Source organism: Paracidovorax oryzae ATCC 19882 (genome assembly GCF_000687165.1).
GTDB lineage: Bacteria > Pseudomonadota > Gammaproteobacteria > Burkholderiales > Burkholderiaceae_C > Paracidovorax > Paracidovorax oryzae.
The window spans coordinates 1-14,734 of sequence record NZ_JMKU01000021.1 but is presented as its reverse complement, the minus strand read 5'-3'; the positions used below and the strand labels follow the sequence as shown (position 1 = coordinate 14,734).

Below are 14,734 nucleotides of genomic sequence, written 5' to 3'. Positions count from 1 at the left end.
CGCGATCCAGAGGACAGGCCACCTTACCGCAGGCATTCCGCGGCACGGGTCGTCCCATTCCTACTCCCGCGTGGGCGGGCGTCGCCAGCGCCTACACTCGCCACGCTTCCCGGCACCACCCTTCCCCATCCACCGCGCGGGCGCGGCCACGCCCTGCCCGCCCGGAACACCAGAACGCCAGCCCCCAACGTCCAAGGAGCCCATCGCCGTGTCCACCCCCTCTTCTTCCTATTTCACCCGCTGGCGGCTGGCTTCGCCTGCCGAGGGTGCCGTGGTCGCCCCCGACGAGCGCCTGCCCTGGGGGCAGACCGCCGCCATGGGCGTGCAGCACGTGATCGCCATGTTCGGGGCCACCGTGCTCGCGCCCATCCTCATGGGCTTCGATCCCAACGTGGCCATCCTGATGAGCGGCCTGGGCACGCTGATCTTCTTCGTCGTGACGGGCGGCCGCGTGCCGAGCTACCTGGGCTCGAGCTTTGCCTTCATCGGCGTGGTGATCGCCGCCACGGGCTACACCGGCCCGGGCCCGAACGCCAACATGGCCCTGGCGCTGGGCGGGATCATCGCCTGCGGCCTGCTCTACACCGTGATAGGCGCCATCGTGCAGGCCGTGGGCACGGGCTGGATCGAGCGCTGCATGCCGCCCGTGGTGACGGGCGCGGTGGTCGCGGTGATCGGGCTCAACCTCGCGCAGGTGCCCATCAAGAACATGGCGGCCAACAATTTCGAGAGCTGGATGCAGGCCGCCACCTTCGTGTGCGTGGGCCTGGTCGCCGTGCTCACGCGCGGCATGCTGCAGCGGCTGCTGATCCTCGTGGGCCTCGTCGCCGCCAGCGTGCTGTATGCGCTGCTCACCAATGGCCTGGGGCTGGGCAAGCCGATGGACCTCTCCGGCGTGCTGGCCGCGCCCTGGCTGGGCCTGCCGCACTTCGCCGCGCCTGCCTTCAGCGCGCCGGCCATGCTGCTGATCGCGCCCGTGGCCGTCATCCTGGTGGCCGAGAACCTCGGCCACGTGAAGGCCGTCACGGCAATGACGGGCCGCAATCTCGACCGCTACATGGGCCGCGCCTTCATCGGCGACGGCATCGCCACCATGGCGAGCGGCGCGGTGGGCGGCACGGGCGTGACCACGTATGCCGAGAACATCGGCGTGATGGCCGCCACCAAGATCTACTCCACCGCCGTGTTCCTCGTGGCCGGCCTGATCGCGCTGGTGCTGGGCTTCTCGCCGAAGTTCGGCGCGCTGATCCAGGCGATCCCGCTGCCGGTGATGGGCGGCGTCTCTATCGTGGTGTTCGGCCTCATCGCCGTGGCCGGCGCCAAGATCTGGGTGGACAACCGCGTGGACTTCTCCGACAACAAGAACCTCATCGTGGCGGCGATCACGCTGATCATCGGCACGGGCGATTTCACGCTGAAGTTCGGCGATTTCGCGCTGGGCGGCATCGGCACCGCGACCTTCGGGGCGATCGGGCTCTACGCGCTGCTGAACCTGCGGCACGGCCGCTGACCGCACCCACAGCGGCGGCAGAGGACTCTGCCGGCCGCTCAGCGCTTCAGGAGCGACCAGACCAGTTCCACCCCGGCCGAGAGCAGGTCGAACCCCTCGGAGGCGGAGGATGAGGTGAACGCCTCGCGCTGGCGCTCCCGGCGCTCCCGTTCACGCTCGCGCTCCATCGCGATGAGCGCGTCGGCCAGGGCCTCGGGCCGGGCGGGCTCGGCCACCGCCTGCGCGGCGCGGGCATGGCGCTCCAGCGCCTTGTCCACGGCCCGCGGATCGAGCAGCGACAGGGCGGAACGGCAATAGGGGCAGGCATGGTCGTTGCGGATATCCACCGCGCCGCCGCAGGCCGTGCACGCGATCGTGCCCACGCGCTCGGCCAGCGCATCGATCTCCAGCGGCGAGAGGTGGCGCACGAAGCCCTTTTCCACCATGAAGGAGCCGAAGGTGCTGAACCGGCCGTGGCGGGCCGCGCAGCGGTAGGTGCGGTAGCGCCCGCCCTGGCCCAGGTCGAACCCCGGCTCCAGTGCCTTCGCGCAGCGCGGGCAATGCATGCGCCCGGCGAGCGGGCGGTGCGCGTCGCCGCGGTGCTGGTGCAGCAGCTCGAACAGCTCCAGCACCGCGCCCGGCGCGAGCCGCGTGTTTTCCCGTGGATCGAACCACAGGCCCTGGCAGGCGAAGCACAGGTCGATGTGCAGGTCCCCGCCGTCGCGCGCGGCGAAACGGTGGTTCTCGGCGGGCTGGCGGCAGGAGGGGCAGAGGCTGGGCGAGGGCATCGCGGTGCATGTTACGGCACGGCCCGGTCCGTCCGCGCACCCGGCCCGCGGCCTCGCACCGGCCGGTGCCTGCCCGCCTGCTGCCGGGCGCGCAATGTCGGCCGCGTCACGCTGCGGTGCCCCGGGGCCCGCAGCCGCCGCCCGGCCAGCGACTCGGCCGTGCCAGGACGCTAAGATTTTTGCATCCGCCTCCTCCCGGCTTTCCACGCGGCCTCGCGCCCGGCTCTTCCATGCCTTCCTTCGACACTTCCCGCATCCAATGCCCCGTCCTGCGGGACAAGCTCATGACGGCCGAGCAGGCCGCCGCCCTCATCCCGCACGGCGCGCGCGTCGGCATGAGCGGATTCACCGGCGCCGGCTATCCCAAGGTGATCCCGCCCGCGCTCGCCGCCCGCATCGAGACCCTGCACGCCGCGGGCGAGCCCTTCAGCATCGGCCTGTGGACGGGCGCCTCCACCGCGCCGGAACTCGACGGCGCGCTCGCCAAGGTGGGCGGCGTGAACATGCGCATGCCCTACCAGTCCGATCCGACCTGCCGCGCGCAGATCAACGCCGGCAAGATGCAGTACGTGGACGCCCACCTGTCCCACGTGGCGCCCTACGTGTGGTTCGGCTTCTGGGGCCGGCTCGACGTGGCCGTGATCGAGGTGGCCGGCGTGCTGCCCGACGGGCGGCTGATCCCGTCGTCCTCCGTCGGCAACAACAAGACCTGGCTCGACCAGGCCGACAGGATCATCCTGGAGGTGAACGCCTGGCAGCCCGAGGGGCTGGACGGCATGCACGACATCTACTACGGCACCGACCTGCCGCCCAACCGCGTGCCGATCCCGCTGGTCCAGCCCGGTGACCGCATCGGCGAGCCCTACCTGCGCTGCGACCCGGCCAAGGTGGTGGCCGTGGTGCCCACCCATTCGCCCGACCGCAACTCCGTCTTCAATCCGCCGGACGACACCTCGCAACGCATCGCGGGCCACATCATCGAATTCCTGCAGCACGAAGTGCGCCACGGACGGTTGCCGCCCACGCTGCTGCCGCTGCAGTCGGGCGTGGGCAACATCGCCAACGCCGTGCTGGCGGGGCTGGACGCCGGCCCCTTCCAGCACCTCACGGCCTACACCGAGGTGCTGCAGGACGGCATGCTGGACATGCTGCGCTCCGGCACGCTGGACAGCGCCTCGGCCACCGCCCTGTCGCTGAGCCCCGCGGCCACCGAGGAATTCACCCGCAACATCGGCTTCTACCGCGACCGCATCGTGCTGCGCCCGCAGGAGATCAGCAACCACCCCGAGCTGATCCGCCGGCTGGGCCTGATCTCGATGAACGGCATGATCGAGGCCGACATCTACGGCAACGTGAATTCCACGCACGTCATGGGCTCGTCGATCATGAACGGCATCGGCGGCTCGGGCGACTACGCGCGCAATGCGTACCTCTCGATCTTCATGACGCCCTCGCTCGCCAAGGGCGGCAGCATCTCGTGCATCGTGCCCATGGCGTCGCACGTGGACCACACCGAGCACGACGTGCAGATCCTCGTCACCGAGCAGGGCCTGGCCGACCTGCGCGGCCTCTCGCCCTCGCAGCGCTCGGAGGTGGTGATCGAACGCTGCGCGCACCCCGACTTCCGCCCCGCCCTGCGCGACTACGTGGCGCGGGCCCGCGCGAGCGGCTGCGGCCTGCACACGCCGCACTTGCTGGGCGAGGCGCTGTCGTGGCACGAGCGCTACCTGCGCACGGGCACCATGCGCGCCTGACGGCCCCTGTCCCGGGCAGGCCTGCAGGAAAAACCGGCGCCTCCCATAATCACCGGATCGCACCTGAAGGAGACATCGCCCATGCCGATCTGGAAGCAGCCCATCGACCTGCACAGCCTGAACCATCCGGCCACGCCGAACGCGGTGACCCACCTGGGCATCGAGTTCACCGAGATCGGCGACGACTTCCTGCGCGCCCGCGTGCCGGTGGACGAGCGCACCAGGCAGCCCTTCGGCCTGCTGCACGGCGGCGTGAGCGTGGTGCTGGCCGAAACGCTGGGCTCCGTGGGAGCGTTCTACGCCTCGCCCGAGGGCTGCCGCGCGGTGGGCCTGGACATCAACGCCAACCACCTGCGCTCCGCCACCGAGGGCTGGGTGACCGGCACCGCCCGGCCCATCCACATCGGCCGCACCACGCACGTGTGGCAGATCGACATGGCCAACGAGGCCGGCGACCTCACCTGCGTCTCGCGCCTCACCATGGCGATCCTCGCGCCGCGCTGATCAATCCGCCCTGCCTTCCCGGCAGGCGACAGACTCCGTAGCGGCCGCCCACACCCCCAGGCGGAAATCCGCATCCGTCGTGTCCACCACGCGGTGCAGCGCCATCGCGTTCTCCAGCCGTGCATGCGCCGCGTCGCCGCCGAGAGCGCATCCCTCGATCGGCCGGCGCCAGTGGCATGCCGCGACCACGCCTCCGGGCGCGAGCGAGGCGCGCACGCGCTGCGCCAGGCGGTCGATGCCGGCGGGGGCCAGGTAGTACACGAACTCGCTGAGAACGATCAGGTCGAAGGCGCCTTCGGGCCATTCGTCCGGCACCCACATGCGCCGCAGCGTCACATGGGGATGCGGCCGCAGGCGCTGGCCGGCGACCGACAGCGCCCGCGCGGCGCCGTCGGTGGCGAGCAGCCGGCCGCAGCGCGGGGCCAGGTCGGCCGTGAGCACTCCGGTGGCGCAGCCGGGCTCGAAGGCGCGGGCATAGCGCTCATGGGGCAGCGCCGCCAGCAGCATGCGGCGCTTGCGGGCTTCGTACCAGCTGCCGTCGAAGCGCCAGGGATCGTCGCTGCCGGCGTACATCGCCTCGAAATGCCGCGCCGGGACCGCGCCGCCGTCTGCGGAATGGCCGACATCCACGGGCATCGTCATGCCCCCGGAAGGAAGAAGTATTCGAGCGGCCACCGGGCGCGCTCCAGGATCGCACCGTCGAGCACGGGCGCCAGGCCCTGGCCGCGCTCGGAAAGCTGCGACCGGTGGCGGGCGAGTGCCGCCTGCTTGGCTGCCGCGGCCCCTGCCGGGGGCTGGAAGGCGCAGAGCCGGTGCCACGGCACCTTCGGGTGCTCAGGCTCCGACCAGTGCCACATCCACACGGGCGCCTCCCACAGCAGTGCGCCGGCCCCGCGCACCGCGCCGGCAGCGGCCAGGCCGCAGGCTTCGTGGTCCGGATGCCCGTCGAGGCGCCACGTGGTCACCACGGCATCGTCCGGGCGCAGCAGCGTGCCCAGCGCCTGCTGCAGGTCACCGACGCGCTCCTGCAGGGCGCCGTCCGGCAGGCCGAGCAGCAGCAGGTCGGCCGTGCCGGCGCCCAGCGCATGCAGGCCTTCCACGCGCTCCCGGCGGCGCATGGCGGCGGTGTCCGGCGCCGACCAGCCCGGCACGTCGCGGTGGCTGGCTTCGCCGTCGGTCACTCCGATGATCAGGACATCGCCACCCCGGCGGGCATGGGCGTGCATCAGCATGCCGCAGGCCAGCAGTTCGTCGTCGGGATGCGGCGCCAGCACCACGAGCCGCTGGGCAGCGCCGACCATGGCCGAGATGGGCATGCAGGCGCCGCTGCGGCGGGACAGCTGCTCCTGCCAGGCCTGGGAAGTGCAACGCGGGCGGCCGATATCGATCTGCCGTTCTGCCGCGCGGTCTGCCGTCAGATCGACCATGGCGCCTCCTCCGATGCCGCCAGGCATTCGCCCATGGCGGCATCGTCGCGTTCCGCATGGCTCTGGCGGATGAAGACCGGCAGGTCCGCCGCCCTGCGCGCAAATCCGGCATCGCGGCACCAGGGCGTGGCCCCCAGGGCCCGGCCCACCTCGTCGAGCACGCACCGCGCGCCGGCCTCCGCCGCCTGGCGCACCCGCAGGGCCGCCAGCCGTGCATCGTCGCGTGGATGCGCGTCGATCCAGCCGGCCGCCTCGCGCAATAGCGCCGCCGAGCCGGCCAGCACCCTGTCCACCCGTCCCAGGGCCGCGAGCCGGAAGGCCGTGCGCTGCGCCTCGGGAGCCTGCGCGACGGCCGCGTGCAGCACGCGCGCCAGGGCCACCGCGCCGCCATGCCAGCACGCCGCGACGCCGGCGCCACCGTGCCAGAACCCGGGCCGCCGCAAATAGTCACCCACCGCGCCCAAGGGTACGGCCGGAACGCCGTCGAACAGCACATCGACGCTGGCGCTGGCGGCCATGCCCACGGCATGCCATTGCTCTCCGGAGAACGACACGCCCCGCTGGCGCATGTCCACCGCCACGAGCTGCGGCCCCTGGCCGTCCGGATGCCAGGCAGTCAGCAATCCGTGGCTCGCATGCTGCGCGCCCGAGCACCATGCCTTGCGGCCGCACAGGAGCACCGTTCCGTCCGTGCCGGCATGCACGGTGACGCGTGCGCCGGGCGCTTCCGCCGCCCAGGTGCCCCATGCCGATGCGGGGGTGCTGCCCGCGATACCCGCCGGGGCGCCCAGTTCGCGCAGGATGGCGAGCGCGTCGGTGTGGCCTTCGTAGAGTTTCACGAGCGGGAGGTCGTGCGCGGCCACCTCGCCCAGCGCACGCCAGCGGTCCGCCGTGCCGCCCCCACCGGGCGCCGGAAGGTCCGCGCAGCCCGCATCCACCAATGCCCGCAGGCCGTCCGCCGGCCCGGTATCCGTGCCGAGGCCTGCCAGCACGGATCGCAGCGTGGGCAGCAGCGCCGCGCCGTGGCCGGGGTCGCGCATGGTCATGCAACGCCCCCCGCAGCGGCAGAAGCCATGGCCGCCGGCCCCGGCAGGCCCGCGAGGCCTGCCAGGTAGGCGCCGAAGCCGTCCGGCGCGCGCCAGCGGCGGCGCGCGCTGGTCACCACGCGCGGCAGGTCGGTCCACGCGATGGACGCGCCCGACGCCTCGAGCGCGCGCACCAGGGCCACGTCCTCGCCCGTGCACAGCTCGGGAAAGCCCCCGGCCTGCACATAGGCGCCCGACGCCACGCCGAGGTTGGCGCCATGGATGTGCCGGTGTCCCGGTGCGTCGGAATAGGCGGCCAGGTAACGCTGCTGCACGTCACCGGAATATCCGTGCCAGTCACGCACTTCGACGGTGCCGCAGACGACATCGCTCGCCAGGGCCAGCTGGCTGGCGATCCAGTCGGGGGCCACGGTGCTGTCGGCATCGGTGAAGCCCAGCCAGCGGGCACCCGCATCCAGGGCTGCGCGGGCACCTGCCGCACGGGCCGCGCCCACGTTGCGGCGCTCCAGCGCCAGCGCCGTCACGCGGTGGCGCCTCGCGATATCGGCCGAGCGGTCGGAACAGGCGTCGAGCGCGACCACGATCTCCACGCCCTCGCCACGCAGCCGGGGATGGGCCGCAGCCACGCGCAGGGCGCGAAGGCACGTGTCCAGGCATTCTTCCTCGTCGTGGACCGGAACGACGATGCCGATCATCGCGTCCACCTCGCGGCACACGGGCCGGGCACCGCTCCGTCCGTACTGCCGGGCTGCCGGCTGCCCGCCTTGTCCACGCACTCCATTGACGTCCTGCTTTCCTTTTGTTGCCAAAGGAAAGTAATGCATGGGTTCTCCCGTCAGCCGTAGGAGAACAGGCCCACCTGCGGAGCGCTGCCGGCTATCCCGCGTCGGCACCTTCGTCCTGCGCGGCAGCGCGCGCCATGCGGTCGCTGCGCCAGTACACGTCGTCGCCCCCCTCCATGCGGTTGAGCACGCGGGCGAGCACGAAGAAAAGGTCCGACAGACGGTTCAGGTACTGCCGGGGTGCGGGCCGCAGGCCTTCGGCCTCGCCCAGCGCCACCACGGCGCGCTCCGCGCGCCGGGCCACCGTGCGGCAGACATGCGCCTGCGCCGCCGCGCGCGTGCCGGCGGGCAGGATGAACTCCTGCAGGCGCGGCAGGGTGGCGTTGTAGCGCGCCAGGGCCGCATCCAACTGCGCGAGCGCACCCTCCTTGAGCAGCTCGAAACCCGGGATGGACAGCTCGCCGCCCAGGTCGAACAACTGGTGCTGCACATCGCCCAGCAGCGTGCGCACGTCCTCCGGCAGCGGCTCGCAGAGCAGCAGGCCGATGTGGGAGTTGAGCTCGTCCACGTCGCCCATGGCGTGCGGCCGGGCGCTGTGCTTGGAGACGCGGGAGTTGTCGCCCAGGCCGGTGCGCCCGTCGTCGCCCGTGCGCGTGGCAATCTGTGTCAATCGGTTGCCCATGGGTGCCTTCCGGAGGGATTGGGGAGAAGAGGCGCCATTTTCCGTTACATCCGGGGCGCGAATGTGTACTCGGGCAACAGCGGGCAAAAGCGCTGGCACGGCAAGGCATGCTGCGGTGGAATGAAGGCCTGTTCAACTTCTACGGAGCCTGACATCCATGCCAGCTACGCAGCAACGACGACCCACCCTCTCCTTCGATGCCCGCAGCGTGATGCTCTTCGCGGCCATCGCCGTGGGAAGCGCCGCGGCGCATGCACAGACCTCCCCCACCACGCCCTCGGCGGGAACACACTCCACGCCATCGCATTCCGGCGCCACCTCCATGGGCGCCCAGGGACTCTCCGCCGCGGGCAGCAACCGCGCCACCTTCGGGGGCACCTCTCCCACCACGTCCGCCAGCGCCTCGTTCGACCGTGCGGACGCCGACAAGGACGGAAAGCTGAGCGCCCAGGAGGCCGCCCGCCTGCCCGCCATCAGCCAGCATTTCAAGGAACTGGACACCAACCACGACGGTGCCCTGTCCCGCACCGAATTCGAGGCAGGCGCCAAATCCTGACGGCCCGCCTCCAGCGTCCTGCCGACGTTCTGTGATTGCGCAACTACCACGAGAACTCCAGGATTGTGATTCCCCGACCCGACCCGCATGGCAGGAGGCATGCGGGTTTCGGTGCGTATGGCTACCGGAATTGCCGGGCATGGAGCATCATCGTGTGGATACCCTCCACGCTCCGCCATTGTTCCGATGTCAGCCCGCTGCTCCGGACCGCTGCGTCGATGTGCGCCAGGAGTTGTGCCTGCTCAGGGTGTTCCGTCAGCAGGCCGACGGCATGGCGCGCGGCGGCCAGCAAGGTGCCACGGTCCTGCCAATCCTTGTTCCCCGCCGCCGCGACGCCGCGCCGTACCGCCATGGCGACTTCGTCCGCAGGGGTATCGGGGCCGATGTCCAGCAACGCGTGGGCACCTTCCATGGCGTGCATGGCGTCTCTTTCGTTGCGCGGAAGGGCCCGGTGGGTTGCCGGGCCCGCCTGGCGCAACGCACCCCGGTCGGTTCTGGGCAGCAGGTCCGTCACCTGCTGTTGAATGTCGTCCGGCAGATCACCGAATCCCTGCGCCACTACAGCGGCTCTGCGCCGCGGACTGATGGGCAGCTCTGCCGCTGGCGCATAACTGCTGCTGCGTTGACTACTCCCGGACGGCATCCGGGCCGGTCCGGATGCCTGAGGCGGCTGATTCGCTCTTGTTCCGGCTGAACGGATCGGCATGCAGGCGTTTCCCATGGTGGGCTCCTCAAATAGAGGGCGACTCTACCGATACCCCCATGCGGGGACACGGTGCGGCGCGAACACAGCCAAGGGCTTGCGAAGCAGATCGGGCGCAGGCTGGCAGGACGCGATTTGGTAAACCGCCCGTACCCATTGCATTCAAGTGCTGGCCATGGAAGGCATGCCCATGGTGCAGGCAGGGTGCCTAGAATGGATCTCCCCCAGGAGACACCCGCCATGAACGCCCCCACCGCCACCGCCCACCTGCTGCCCGAGATCCGACTGCGCCCCGTGCCGCAAGCCTTCATGGACGCGCTGCAGGCCCGATTCGGCACCCAGTGCTCGCTGGCCCAGGCGGTGCGCGAGCAGCACGGGCGCGACGAAGGCTCGATGCAGGCGCCGCCGCCCTCGGCCGTGGTCTTCGCCGAGAGCACGCAGGACGTGGCCGATGCCGTGCGCCTCGCCGCGCAGCACGACGTGCCCGTGATTCCGTATGGCGCGGGCTCGTCGCTCGAAGGCCACCTGCTCGCCATCCAGGGCGGCATCAGCATCGACGTCTCGCGCATGAACCGCCTGCTGAGCGTGGACGCCGACGACCTCACCGTGACCGTGCAGCCCGGCATCACGCGCAAGCAGCTCAACGAGGCCATCAAGGACACGGGCCTGTTCTTCCCCATCGACCCGGGCGCGGACGCCAGCATCGGCGGCATGGCCGCCACGCGCGCCAGCGGCACCAACGCCGTGCGCTACGGCACGATGCGCGAGAACGTGCTCGCGCTCGAAGTGGTGACGGCATCGGGCGAGGCCATCCGCACCGGCACCCGCGCCAAGAAGAGTGCCGCCGGCTACGACCTGACGCGCCTTCTGGTGGGCAGCGAAGGCACGCTCGGCGTCATCACCGAAGTCACGCTGCGCCTCTACCCGCTGCCCGAGGCCGTGAGCGCCGCCATCTGCTCGTTCCCGAGCATCGAGGCCGCCGTGCGCACCGTCATCCAGACCATCCAGCTGGGTGTGCCGATCGCCCGCGTGGAGCTGATCGACGCGCACACGGTGCGCATGGTGAACGCCCACAGCAAGCTCGGCCTGCGCGAGGAACCGATGCTGCTCATGGAATTCCACGGCTCGCCCGCCGGCGTGCAGGAACAGGCCGAGACCGTGCAGTCCATCGCACAGGAGTGGAACGGCAACGCCTTCGAATGGGCCACTACGCCCGAGGAGCGCACGCGCCTGTGGACCGCGCGGCACAACGCCTATTTCGCCGCCGTGCAAAGCCGCCCCGGCTGCCGCGCCATCAGCACCGACACCTGCGTGCCCATCAGCCGCCTGGCCGACTGCCTGCTCGATTCCGTCGCCGAGGCCGACGCCAGCGGCATCCCCTACTTCCTCGTCGGCCACGTGGGCGACGGCAACTTCCACTTCGGCTACCTGATCGACCCGAACAGCGACGACGAGCGCATGGTGGCCGAGCGGCTCAACCACCAGCTCGTCGCCCGGGCCCTGTCCATGGGCGGCACCTGCACCGGCGAGCACGGCGTGGGCATCCACAAGATGGGTTTCCTGCTGGACGAGACCGGGCCGGGGGCCGTGGGGATGATGCGGGCGATCAAGCAGGCGCTGGATCCGAAGAATATTTTGAATCCGGGGAAGATTTTCGCGCTGTGAGGCGGTTGCCGGGCCGGCATATCGGGGGGTTGCATGGGCGCATGGGGAACCGGGCTGTATGCCGACGACACGGCGTGCGATGTTCGTGATGATTACGTGCGGCTGCTCAGGCAGGGCCATTCCTCAGAAGAGGCCACGGAAATCATCCTCGGGCGATTTCCCGGCCTGGCGGCGAACCGGCAACTGGAATGCCTGGTCGTCCTGCCCCTGGCGGATACGCAGTGGAAATACGGCAGGCTCACCCTGCCGGTCAAGGAAAGGGCACTCGCCCTGCTCTCCACGGGCGGCGACCTGTCCGTATGGGAAGCAGACGCGCCATCCGATGCTGGCGCGAGAAGGAAGGTGCTCCAGAAGCTGGCAGCCCAGCTGGGCAGCACGCTCCCACCTCCGAAGCCCGTCCAGGTCCGCCCGCCGCCCGGCGAAAAACCGAAGAAGGTGCGGATGACGGCGCCCGTGGGCACGGTATTCCTGCTGCCTGTCGGTGAGACGCTGCACCTGCCGCTGGTCCTGCTCGGATACCGCGAACTGGAAGAGAGCATCGAGCCCCTGTTCTGCATCTTTCCCACGCCCATCGATCCGGCATCGAAGTTTTCGGCCGACGCACTCGGCGGCACGCCACTCGGGCTTCCCTCCGGATCGGGACCGCAGTCCGTGTTCGGCGCCTTCCCCGGCGACGAGAGAAAGAATCCCTACAAGCACCTCCAGGCCATTGGAATGGCCCAGGACATGCCATTGCCTTCCGCTCCCGCATCGCCCACCTTCTACAGCTTCGGCGGCATGGTCAGCCGCGCGGCCGACACGTGGCGCATGCTGCCGGACTGCTGACGCCCCTTGGCAAGCGGGGCAGGCGCAGCAGCGACTTTCCAGCGTCGTGGATTTCCGCATGCGTTGCAATGCACGAACTCAATGATGCAAACAGGCCTAAAGCCCAGCTCGATCACTATCCTTTTTGTATTGCCGAAAGAATCCGTGATCCTGCACTAACCAACCGTGCAAGTACAGCCAGATGCTCATTTATGCGTTCGTCTTGGGTCAGTCCCTTATATTTAATTTTGTGATCAACCTCACCCCACACCTCCTCGAGCAAAGATCGCACCTGAATTTCACAAACAGCCAATGAGTTCTTCCTCGGTTTTACCAAATAATGAACTGATGTGTAAAAACTTGGCTTTAATTCGCACTTTAGCCCCAAAGACTTTAGAAAGTTAACACTATCGGGATCCCAGGTGTAAGCTTTCGGTTTTTCTGCAAGAATCCAATCTTTCTTTGCGGCATGATCGATTATTACATCATGAACTGATTTTATATCATGAGGATATAAGTGAATTAACCTCACCGCATATATATCAGTAATTTCTGAAAATACATTGGTTGAATCTATTTTCGAACCAGAAAGTCTTTTTTTATTTATTTTTTCTTCTATACTTTTCTCTCCCTTCAATCGCCTCTTGAAAGAATGAATTACTGGATAGACTCTCGGATCCTTGGTCAATATAGCTTCAACAGTGTTACCAAAACCCTCTATCACGGGGAATTGCGCTTTAATAGTTTCTAGAATACTGCTTACCGACTCTGGATTTTTATTCGTTGTAGCCATTTTAGTCCCCCAACCGAGAAATCACATCTTGGGCGAACTCCTTATATGCTGACTCAGTTTCTATGTATTGATTTCTATTTGGTGAAACGCTTGACCGATCTTCTGCACTTAAATTTGCATGATCGGGAACACTCCAGATAGGAACTCTATATTTCTGAGACATTCCGGGAATTGTTGAATGAGAGTACATAACAGATGTCCCACCTATTGGATTCGAAATGTCGCTCTCGACCCGTTTGCTAATAGTTTCCTTGGGAATGAAATTATTTACAGCAGCCGGAATTTGTTTCGCATAATTGTAATGTGCTTTTGCAATTTTCCATTCATTTGAAGCATCCCCCCTCTTTTTCGCATTGTAAATAGTGAAACCAAGAAAAACAACGGGAGATGTGGGCAAGTTTTTGGCGTGCCGTGCTCCGACAATTTTCTCTAGAAGCGAAAAGTCTTTGATCCAAGAACTTAAAGCTCTACCAATATTTTTTATTCCATAGACCGAAAACATATCCGGCGCACATGGAACCAAGAATGCGTCAGCAGTCGAAATAACTATCTTATTCAGTATACCTAGAGCGGGAGATGTGTCCACAATTACTATGTCATAACGTCCTGTCGCTCCATAAGATTTTATTATCCTACTAATATTTGTAATCGTTCTGATTGCTAGAGGATCACTTTGAAAGGCCTCTGACCATCGACTTGCAATCTTGTTCTCGAACATATGAACTGAAAGACGGCCAGGCAGAAGATCAAGATTCTTTGCAAGTTTTCTGGCTGGCGGTAGGTTTTCTAATTCATCTACGCCATCTTCCGTAGGCTTGAGAAGAAAATGAATTGACCTCGTAGTTGAAGTTATTTTTTTATATCTCGCCGGACTACTTTCTTTTTTTGCCTGAGGAAAATCTTCAATAAAATCATCCTCTTCTTTCCATAACTCCTCAAGCTCCTCCGGAGAGTATCCATAAAGAGTTAAATTAGATTGCGGATCTAAATCCACCAAAAGAGTCTTTTTCCCCAGATCGGCCATAGCACTAGCCAAATGATAAGCAAGCGTTGTTTTCCCCACGCCGCCCTTATTATTAAAAACAGCTATCGACTTCATACTCCCTCCTCATGAAAATTCAAATAAAATCATCATCAAGCATCTATTACAAATCCAAGGAATATCTACACGAATCGCACCAGGCTTTGACAAGCTGATTCCAAAGCACCCGAGGTCCAGCGTGAATAACGAGAAATCCACGAATTACCCAATATGAAGAGCCTGATGGCAGCAGCAGGGGTGGTTCATAGCACTTCGTTTTGATTCGTGCAGAGGCTCCTAACTTGTTATGTCAATCTGCCAACTAGGGAAGGTCTGCAAAACCCCTGAAATTCTCAGAAATGGCCTCGTAAGTCATTGATTTTAGAGCGGCTAACACCACCGATCCACGAAGCGCGCACAGATAATTGCTGCAGCCAGTTTCAACAGCGCTTCGTGGATGTCCAGCCGCCGCTCGAAGCGGATGCGCAGCTTGCCAAAGCCTGCAAACCATCCATGCGTTCTCTCCACCACCCAGCGATGCCGGCCCAGCCGCTCGCTGCTCTCCACGCCTCTTCTGGCAATTCTGCTGGCAATGCCCCGCTTCTTCAGATAGGCACGGCAACGCGCGTAGTCGTAGCCCTTGTCGGCGTGCAGCTTCGAAGGCCTGCGGCGCGGCTTGCCCTGCAGTCCCCTGATGGCTGGCAGCGCATCGATGCATTT

Annotated in this window: 16 protein-coding genes; 6 read left to right on the top strand and 10 right to left on the bottom strand. The window is 66.2% G+C overall.

Translation table 11 applies throughout. The features are described from left to right. Nucleotides 1–208: 208 nt before the first annotated feature. Nucleotides 209–1,510 (top strand): solute carrier family 23 protein, encoded by a 1,302-nt coding sequence (locus tag T336_RS0116470; protein WP_026433385.1) that lies wholly within the window; start codon nt 209–211, stop codon nt 1,508–1,510. A gap of 38 nt (nt 1,511–1,548) precedes the next feature. Here T336_RS0116470 and T336_RS0116465 read toward each other — a convergent pair whose 3' ends face one another. Further along, the gene (locus T336_RS0116465; protein ID WP_026433384.1) at nt 1,549–2,277 is read right to left on the bottom strand and encodes a zf-TFIIB domain-containing protein; all 729 of its coding nucleotides are present in this window, start codon (nt 2,275–2,277) and stop codon (nt 1,549–1,551) included. A 230-nt stretch (nt 2,278–2,507) separates the two neighbouring features. Here T336_RS0116465 and scpC point away from each other — a divergent pair, with 230 nt between their 5' ends. Together scpC and T336_RS0116455 are read left to right on the top strand one after the other, a co-directional pair. Further along, a complete protein-coding gene (scpC, locus tag T336_RS0116460) occupies nt 2,508–4,031 on the top strand; it encodes a succinyl-CoA:acetate CoA-transferase ScpC (protein WP_019700290.1) in 1,524 nt (507 codons plus the stop codon). A gap of 81 nt (nt 4,032–4,112) precedes the next feature. Continuing rightward, a complete protein-coding gene (locus tag T336_RS0116455) occupies nt 4,113–4,535 on the top strand; it encodes a hotdog fold thioesterase (protein WP_019700289.1) in 423 nt (140 codons plus the stop codon). On the opposite strand, the gene T336_RS0116450 is transcribed toward T336_RS0116455, so the two are convergent. From T336_RS0116450 to T336_RS0116430, 5 genes are all read right to left on the bottom strand, one after another. Beyond that, nucleotides 4,536–5,177, bottom strand: a complete 642-nt coding sequence (locus T336_RS0116450; protein WP_035226314.1) for a class I SAM-dependent DNA methyltransferase — start codon at nt 5,175–5,177, stop codon at nt 4,536–4,538. Continuing rightward, on the bottom strand, nt 5,174–5,962 hold the full coding sequence (locus tag T336_RS0116445) for a PIG-L deacetylase family protein (RefSeq protein WP_026433382.1): 789 nt from the start codon (nt 5,960–5,962) through the stop codon (nt 5,174–5,176). The genes T336_RS0116450 and T336_RS0116445 overlap by 4 nt, the downstream gene beginning before the upstream one ends. After that, on the bottom strand, nt 5,950–7,008 hold the full coding sequence (locus T336_RS0116440) for an acyl-CoA dehydrogenase family protein (protein ID WP_026433381.1): 1,059 nt from the start codon (nt 7,006–7,008) through the stop codon (nt 5,950–5,952). Before T336_RS0116440 ends, T336_RS0116445 begins: the two co-directional genes overlap by 13 nt. Continuing rightward, complete coding sequence (locus T336_RS0116435) at nt 7,005–7,703, bottom strand: glycosyltransferase family 2 protein (RefSeq protein WP_019700285.1); 699 nt, start codon at nt 7,701–7,703, stop codon at nt 7,005–7,007. Before T336_RS0116435 ends, T336_RS0116440 begins: the two co-directional genes overlap by 4 nt. A gap of 181 nt (nt 7,704–7,884) precedes the next feature. After that, on the bottom strand, nt 7,885–8,472 hold the full coding sequence (locus T336_RS0116430) for a cob(I)yrinic acid a,c-diamide adenosyltransferase (protein WP_019700284.1): 588 nt from the start codon (nt 8,470–8,472) through the stop codon (nt 7,885–7,887). Nucleotides 8,473–8,629: 157 nt separating this feature from the next. Between T336_RS0116430 and T336_RS0116425 the strand changes: the two genes are divergently transcribed. Continuing rightward, a complete protein-coding gene (locus tag T336_RS0116425) occupies nt 8,630–9,028 on the top strand; it encodes an EF-hand domain-containing protein (RefSeq protein WP_026433380.1) in 399 nt (132 codons plus the stop codon). A gap of 121 nt (nt 9,029–9,149) precedes the next feature. Here T336_RS0116425 and T336_RS0116420 read toward each other — a convergent pair whose 3' ends face one another. Then, on the bottom strand, nt 9,150–9,449 hold the full coding sequence (locus T336_RS0116420; protein ID WP_156957879.1) for a hypothetical protein: 300 nt from the start codon (nt 9,447–9,449) through the stop codon (nt 9,150–9,152). A gap of 522 nt (nt 9,450–9,971) precedes the next feature. On the opposite strand from T336_RS0116420, the gene T336_RS0116415 reads away from it, so the two are divergent. Then, nucleotides 9,972–11,396, top strand: coding sequence for an FAD-binding oxidoreductase (locus T336_RS0116415; RefSeq protein WP_026433378.1), 1,425 nt, complete (start codon nt 9,972–9,974; stop codon nt 11,394–11,396). Between the two features lie 33 nt (nt 11,397–11,429). Further along, complete coding sequence (locus T336_RS25785; RefSeq protein ID WP_051647272.1) at nt 11,430–12,221, top strand: hypothetical protein; 792 nt, start codon at nt 11,430–11,432, stop codon at nt 12,219–12,221. 115 nt (nt 12,222–12,336) lie between these two features. Here the strand turns inward: T336_RS25785 and T336_RS26210 are convergent, their stop codons facing one another. The 3 genes from T336_RS26210 to T336_RS0116405 all read right to left on the bottom strand — a co-directional run. Beyond that, complete coding sequence (locus T336_RS26210) at nt 12,337–12,993, bottom strand: RelA/SpoT-related domain-containing protein (protein WP_084151449.1); 657 nt, start codon at nt 12,991–12,993, stop codon at nt 12,337–12,339. Nucleotide 12,994: 1 nt separating this feature from the next. Next, a complete protein-coding gene (locus T336_RS26205) occupies nt 12,995–14,092 on the bottom strand; it encodes a ParA family protein (protein ID WP_084151452.1) in 1,098 nt (365 codons plus the stop codon). Between the two features lie 312 nt (nt 14,093–14,404). Then, on the bottom strand, nt 14,405–14,734 hold a 330-nt coding region (locus tag T336_RS0116405), incomplete at its 5' end, for an IS5/IS1182 family transposase (protein ID WP_026433377.1).

What these genes read in the sequence shown, in the direction of transcription:
- T336_RS0116440 (WP_026433381.1), bottom strand. Translation starts at nt 7,008, where the DNA reads ATGACCATGCGCGACCCCGGCCACGGCGCGGCGCTGCTGCCCACGCTG.
- T336_RS26205 (WP_084151452.1), bottom strand. Translation starts at nt 14,092, where the DNA reads ATGAAGTCGATAGCTGTTTTTAATAATAAGGGCGGCGTGGGGAAAACA.
- T336_RS0116435 (WP_019700285.1), bottom strand. Translation starts at nt 7,703, where the DNA reads ATGATCGGCATCGTCGTTCCGGTCCACGACGAGGAAGAATGCCTGGAC.
- T336_RS0116455 (WP_019700289.1), top strand. Translation starts at nt 4,113, where the DNA reads ATGCCGATCTGGAAGCAGCCCATCGACCTGCACAGCCTGAACCATCCG.
- T336_RS0116420 (WP_156957879.1), bottom strand. Translation starts at nt 9,449, where the DNA reads ATGCACGCCATGGAAGGTGCCCACGCGTTGCTGGACATCGGCCCCGAT.
- T336_RS0116425 (WP_026433380.1), top strand. Translation starts at nt 8,630, where the DNA reads ATGCCAGCTACGCAGCAACGACGACCCACCCTCTCCTTCGATGCCCGC.
- T336_RS0116450 (WP_035226314.1), bottom strand. Translation starts at nt 5,177, where the DNA reads ATGACGATGCCCGTGGATGTCGGCCATTCCGCAGACGGCGGCGCGGTC.
- scpC (WP_019700290.1), top strand. Translation starts at nt 2,508, where the DNA reads ATGCCTTCCTTCGACACTTCCCGCATCCAATGCCCCGTCCTGCGGGAC.
- T336_RS26210 (WP_084151449.1), bottom strand. Translation starts at nt 12,993, where the DNA reads ATGGCTACAACGAATAAAAATCCAGAGTCGGTAAGCAGTATTCTAGAA.
- T336_RS0116465 (WP_026433384.1), bottom strand. Translation starts at nt 2,277, where the DNA reads ATGCCCTCGCCCAGCCTCTGCCCCTCCTGCCGCCAGCCCGCCGAGAAC.
- T336_RS25785 (WP_051647272.1), top strand. Translation starts at nt 11,430, where the DNA reads ATGGGCGCATGGGGAACCGGGCTGTATGCCGACGACACGGCGTGCGAT.
- T336_RS0116415 (WP_026433378.1), top strand. Translation starts at nt 9,972, where the DNA reads ATGAACGCCCCCACCGCCACCGCCCACCTGCTGCCCGAGATCCGACTG.
- T336_RS0116430 (WP_019700284.1), bottom strand. Translation starts at nt 8,472, where the DNA reads ATGGGCAACCGATTGACACAGATTGCCACGCGCACGGGCGACGACGGG.
- T336_RS0116445 (WP_026433382.1), bottom strand. Translation starts at nt 5,962, where the DNA reads ATGGTCGATCTGACGGCAGACCGCGCGGCAGAACGGCAGATCGATATC.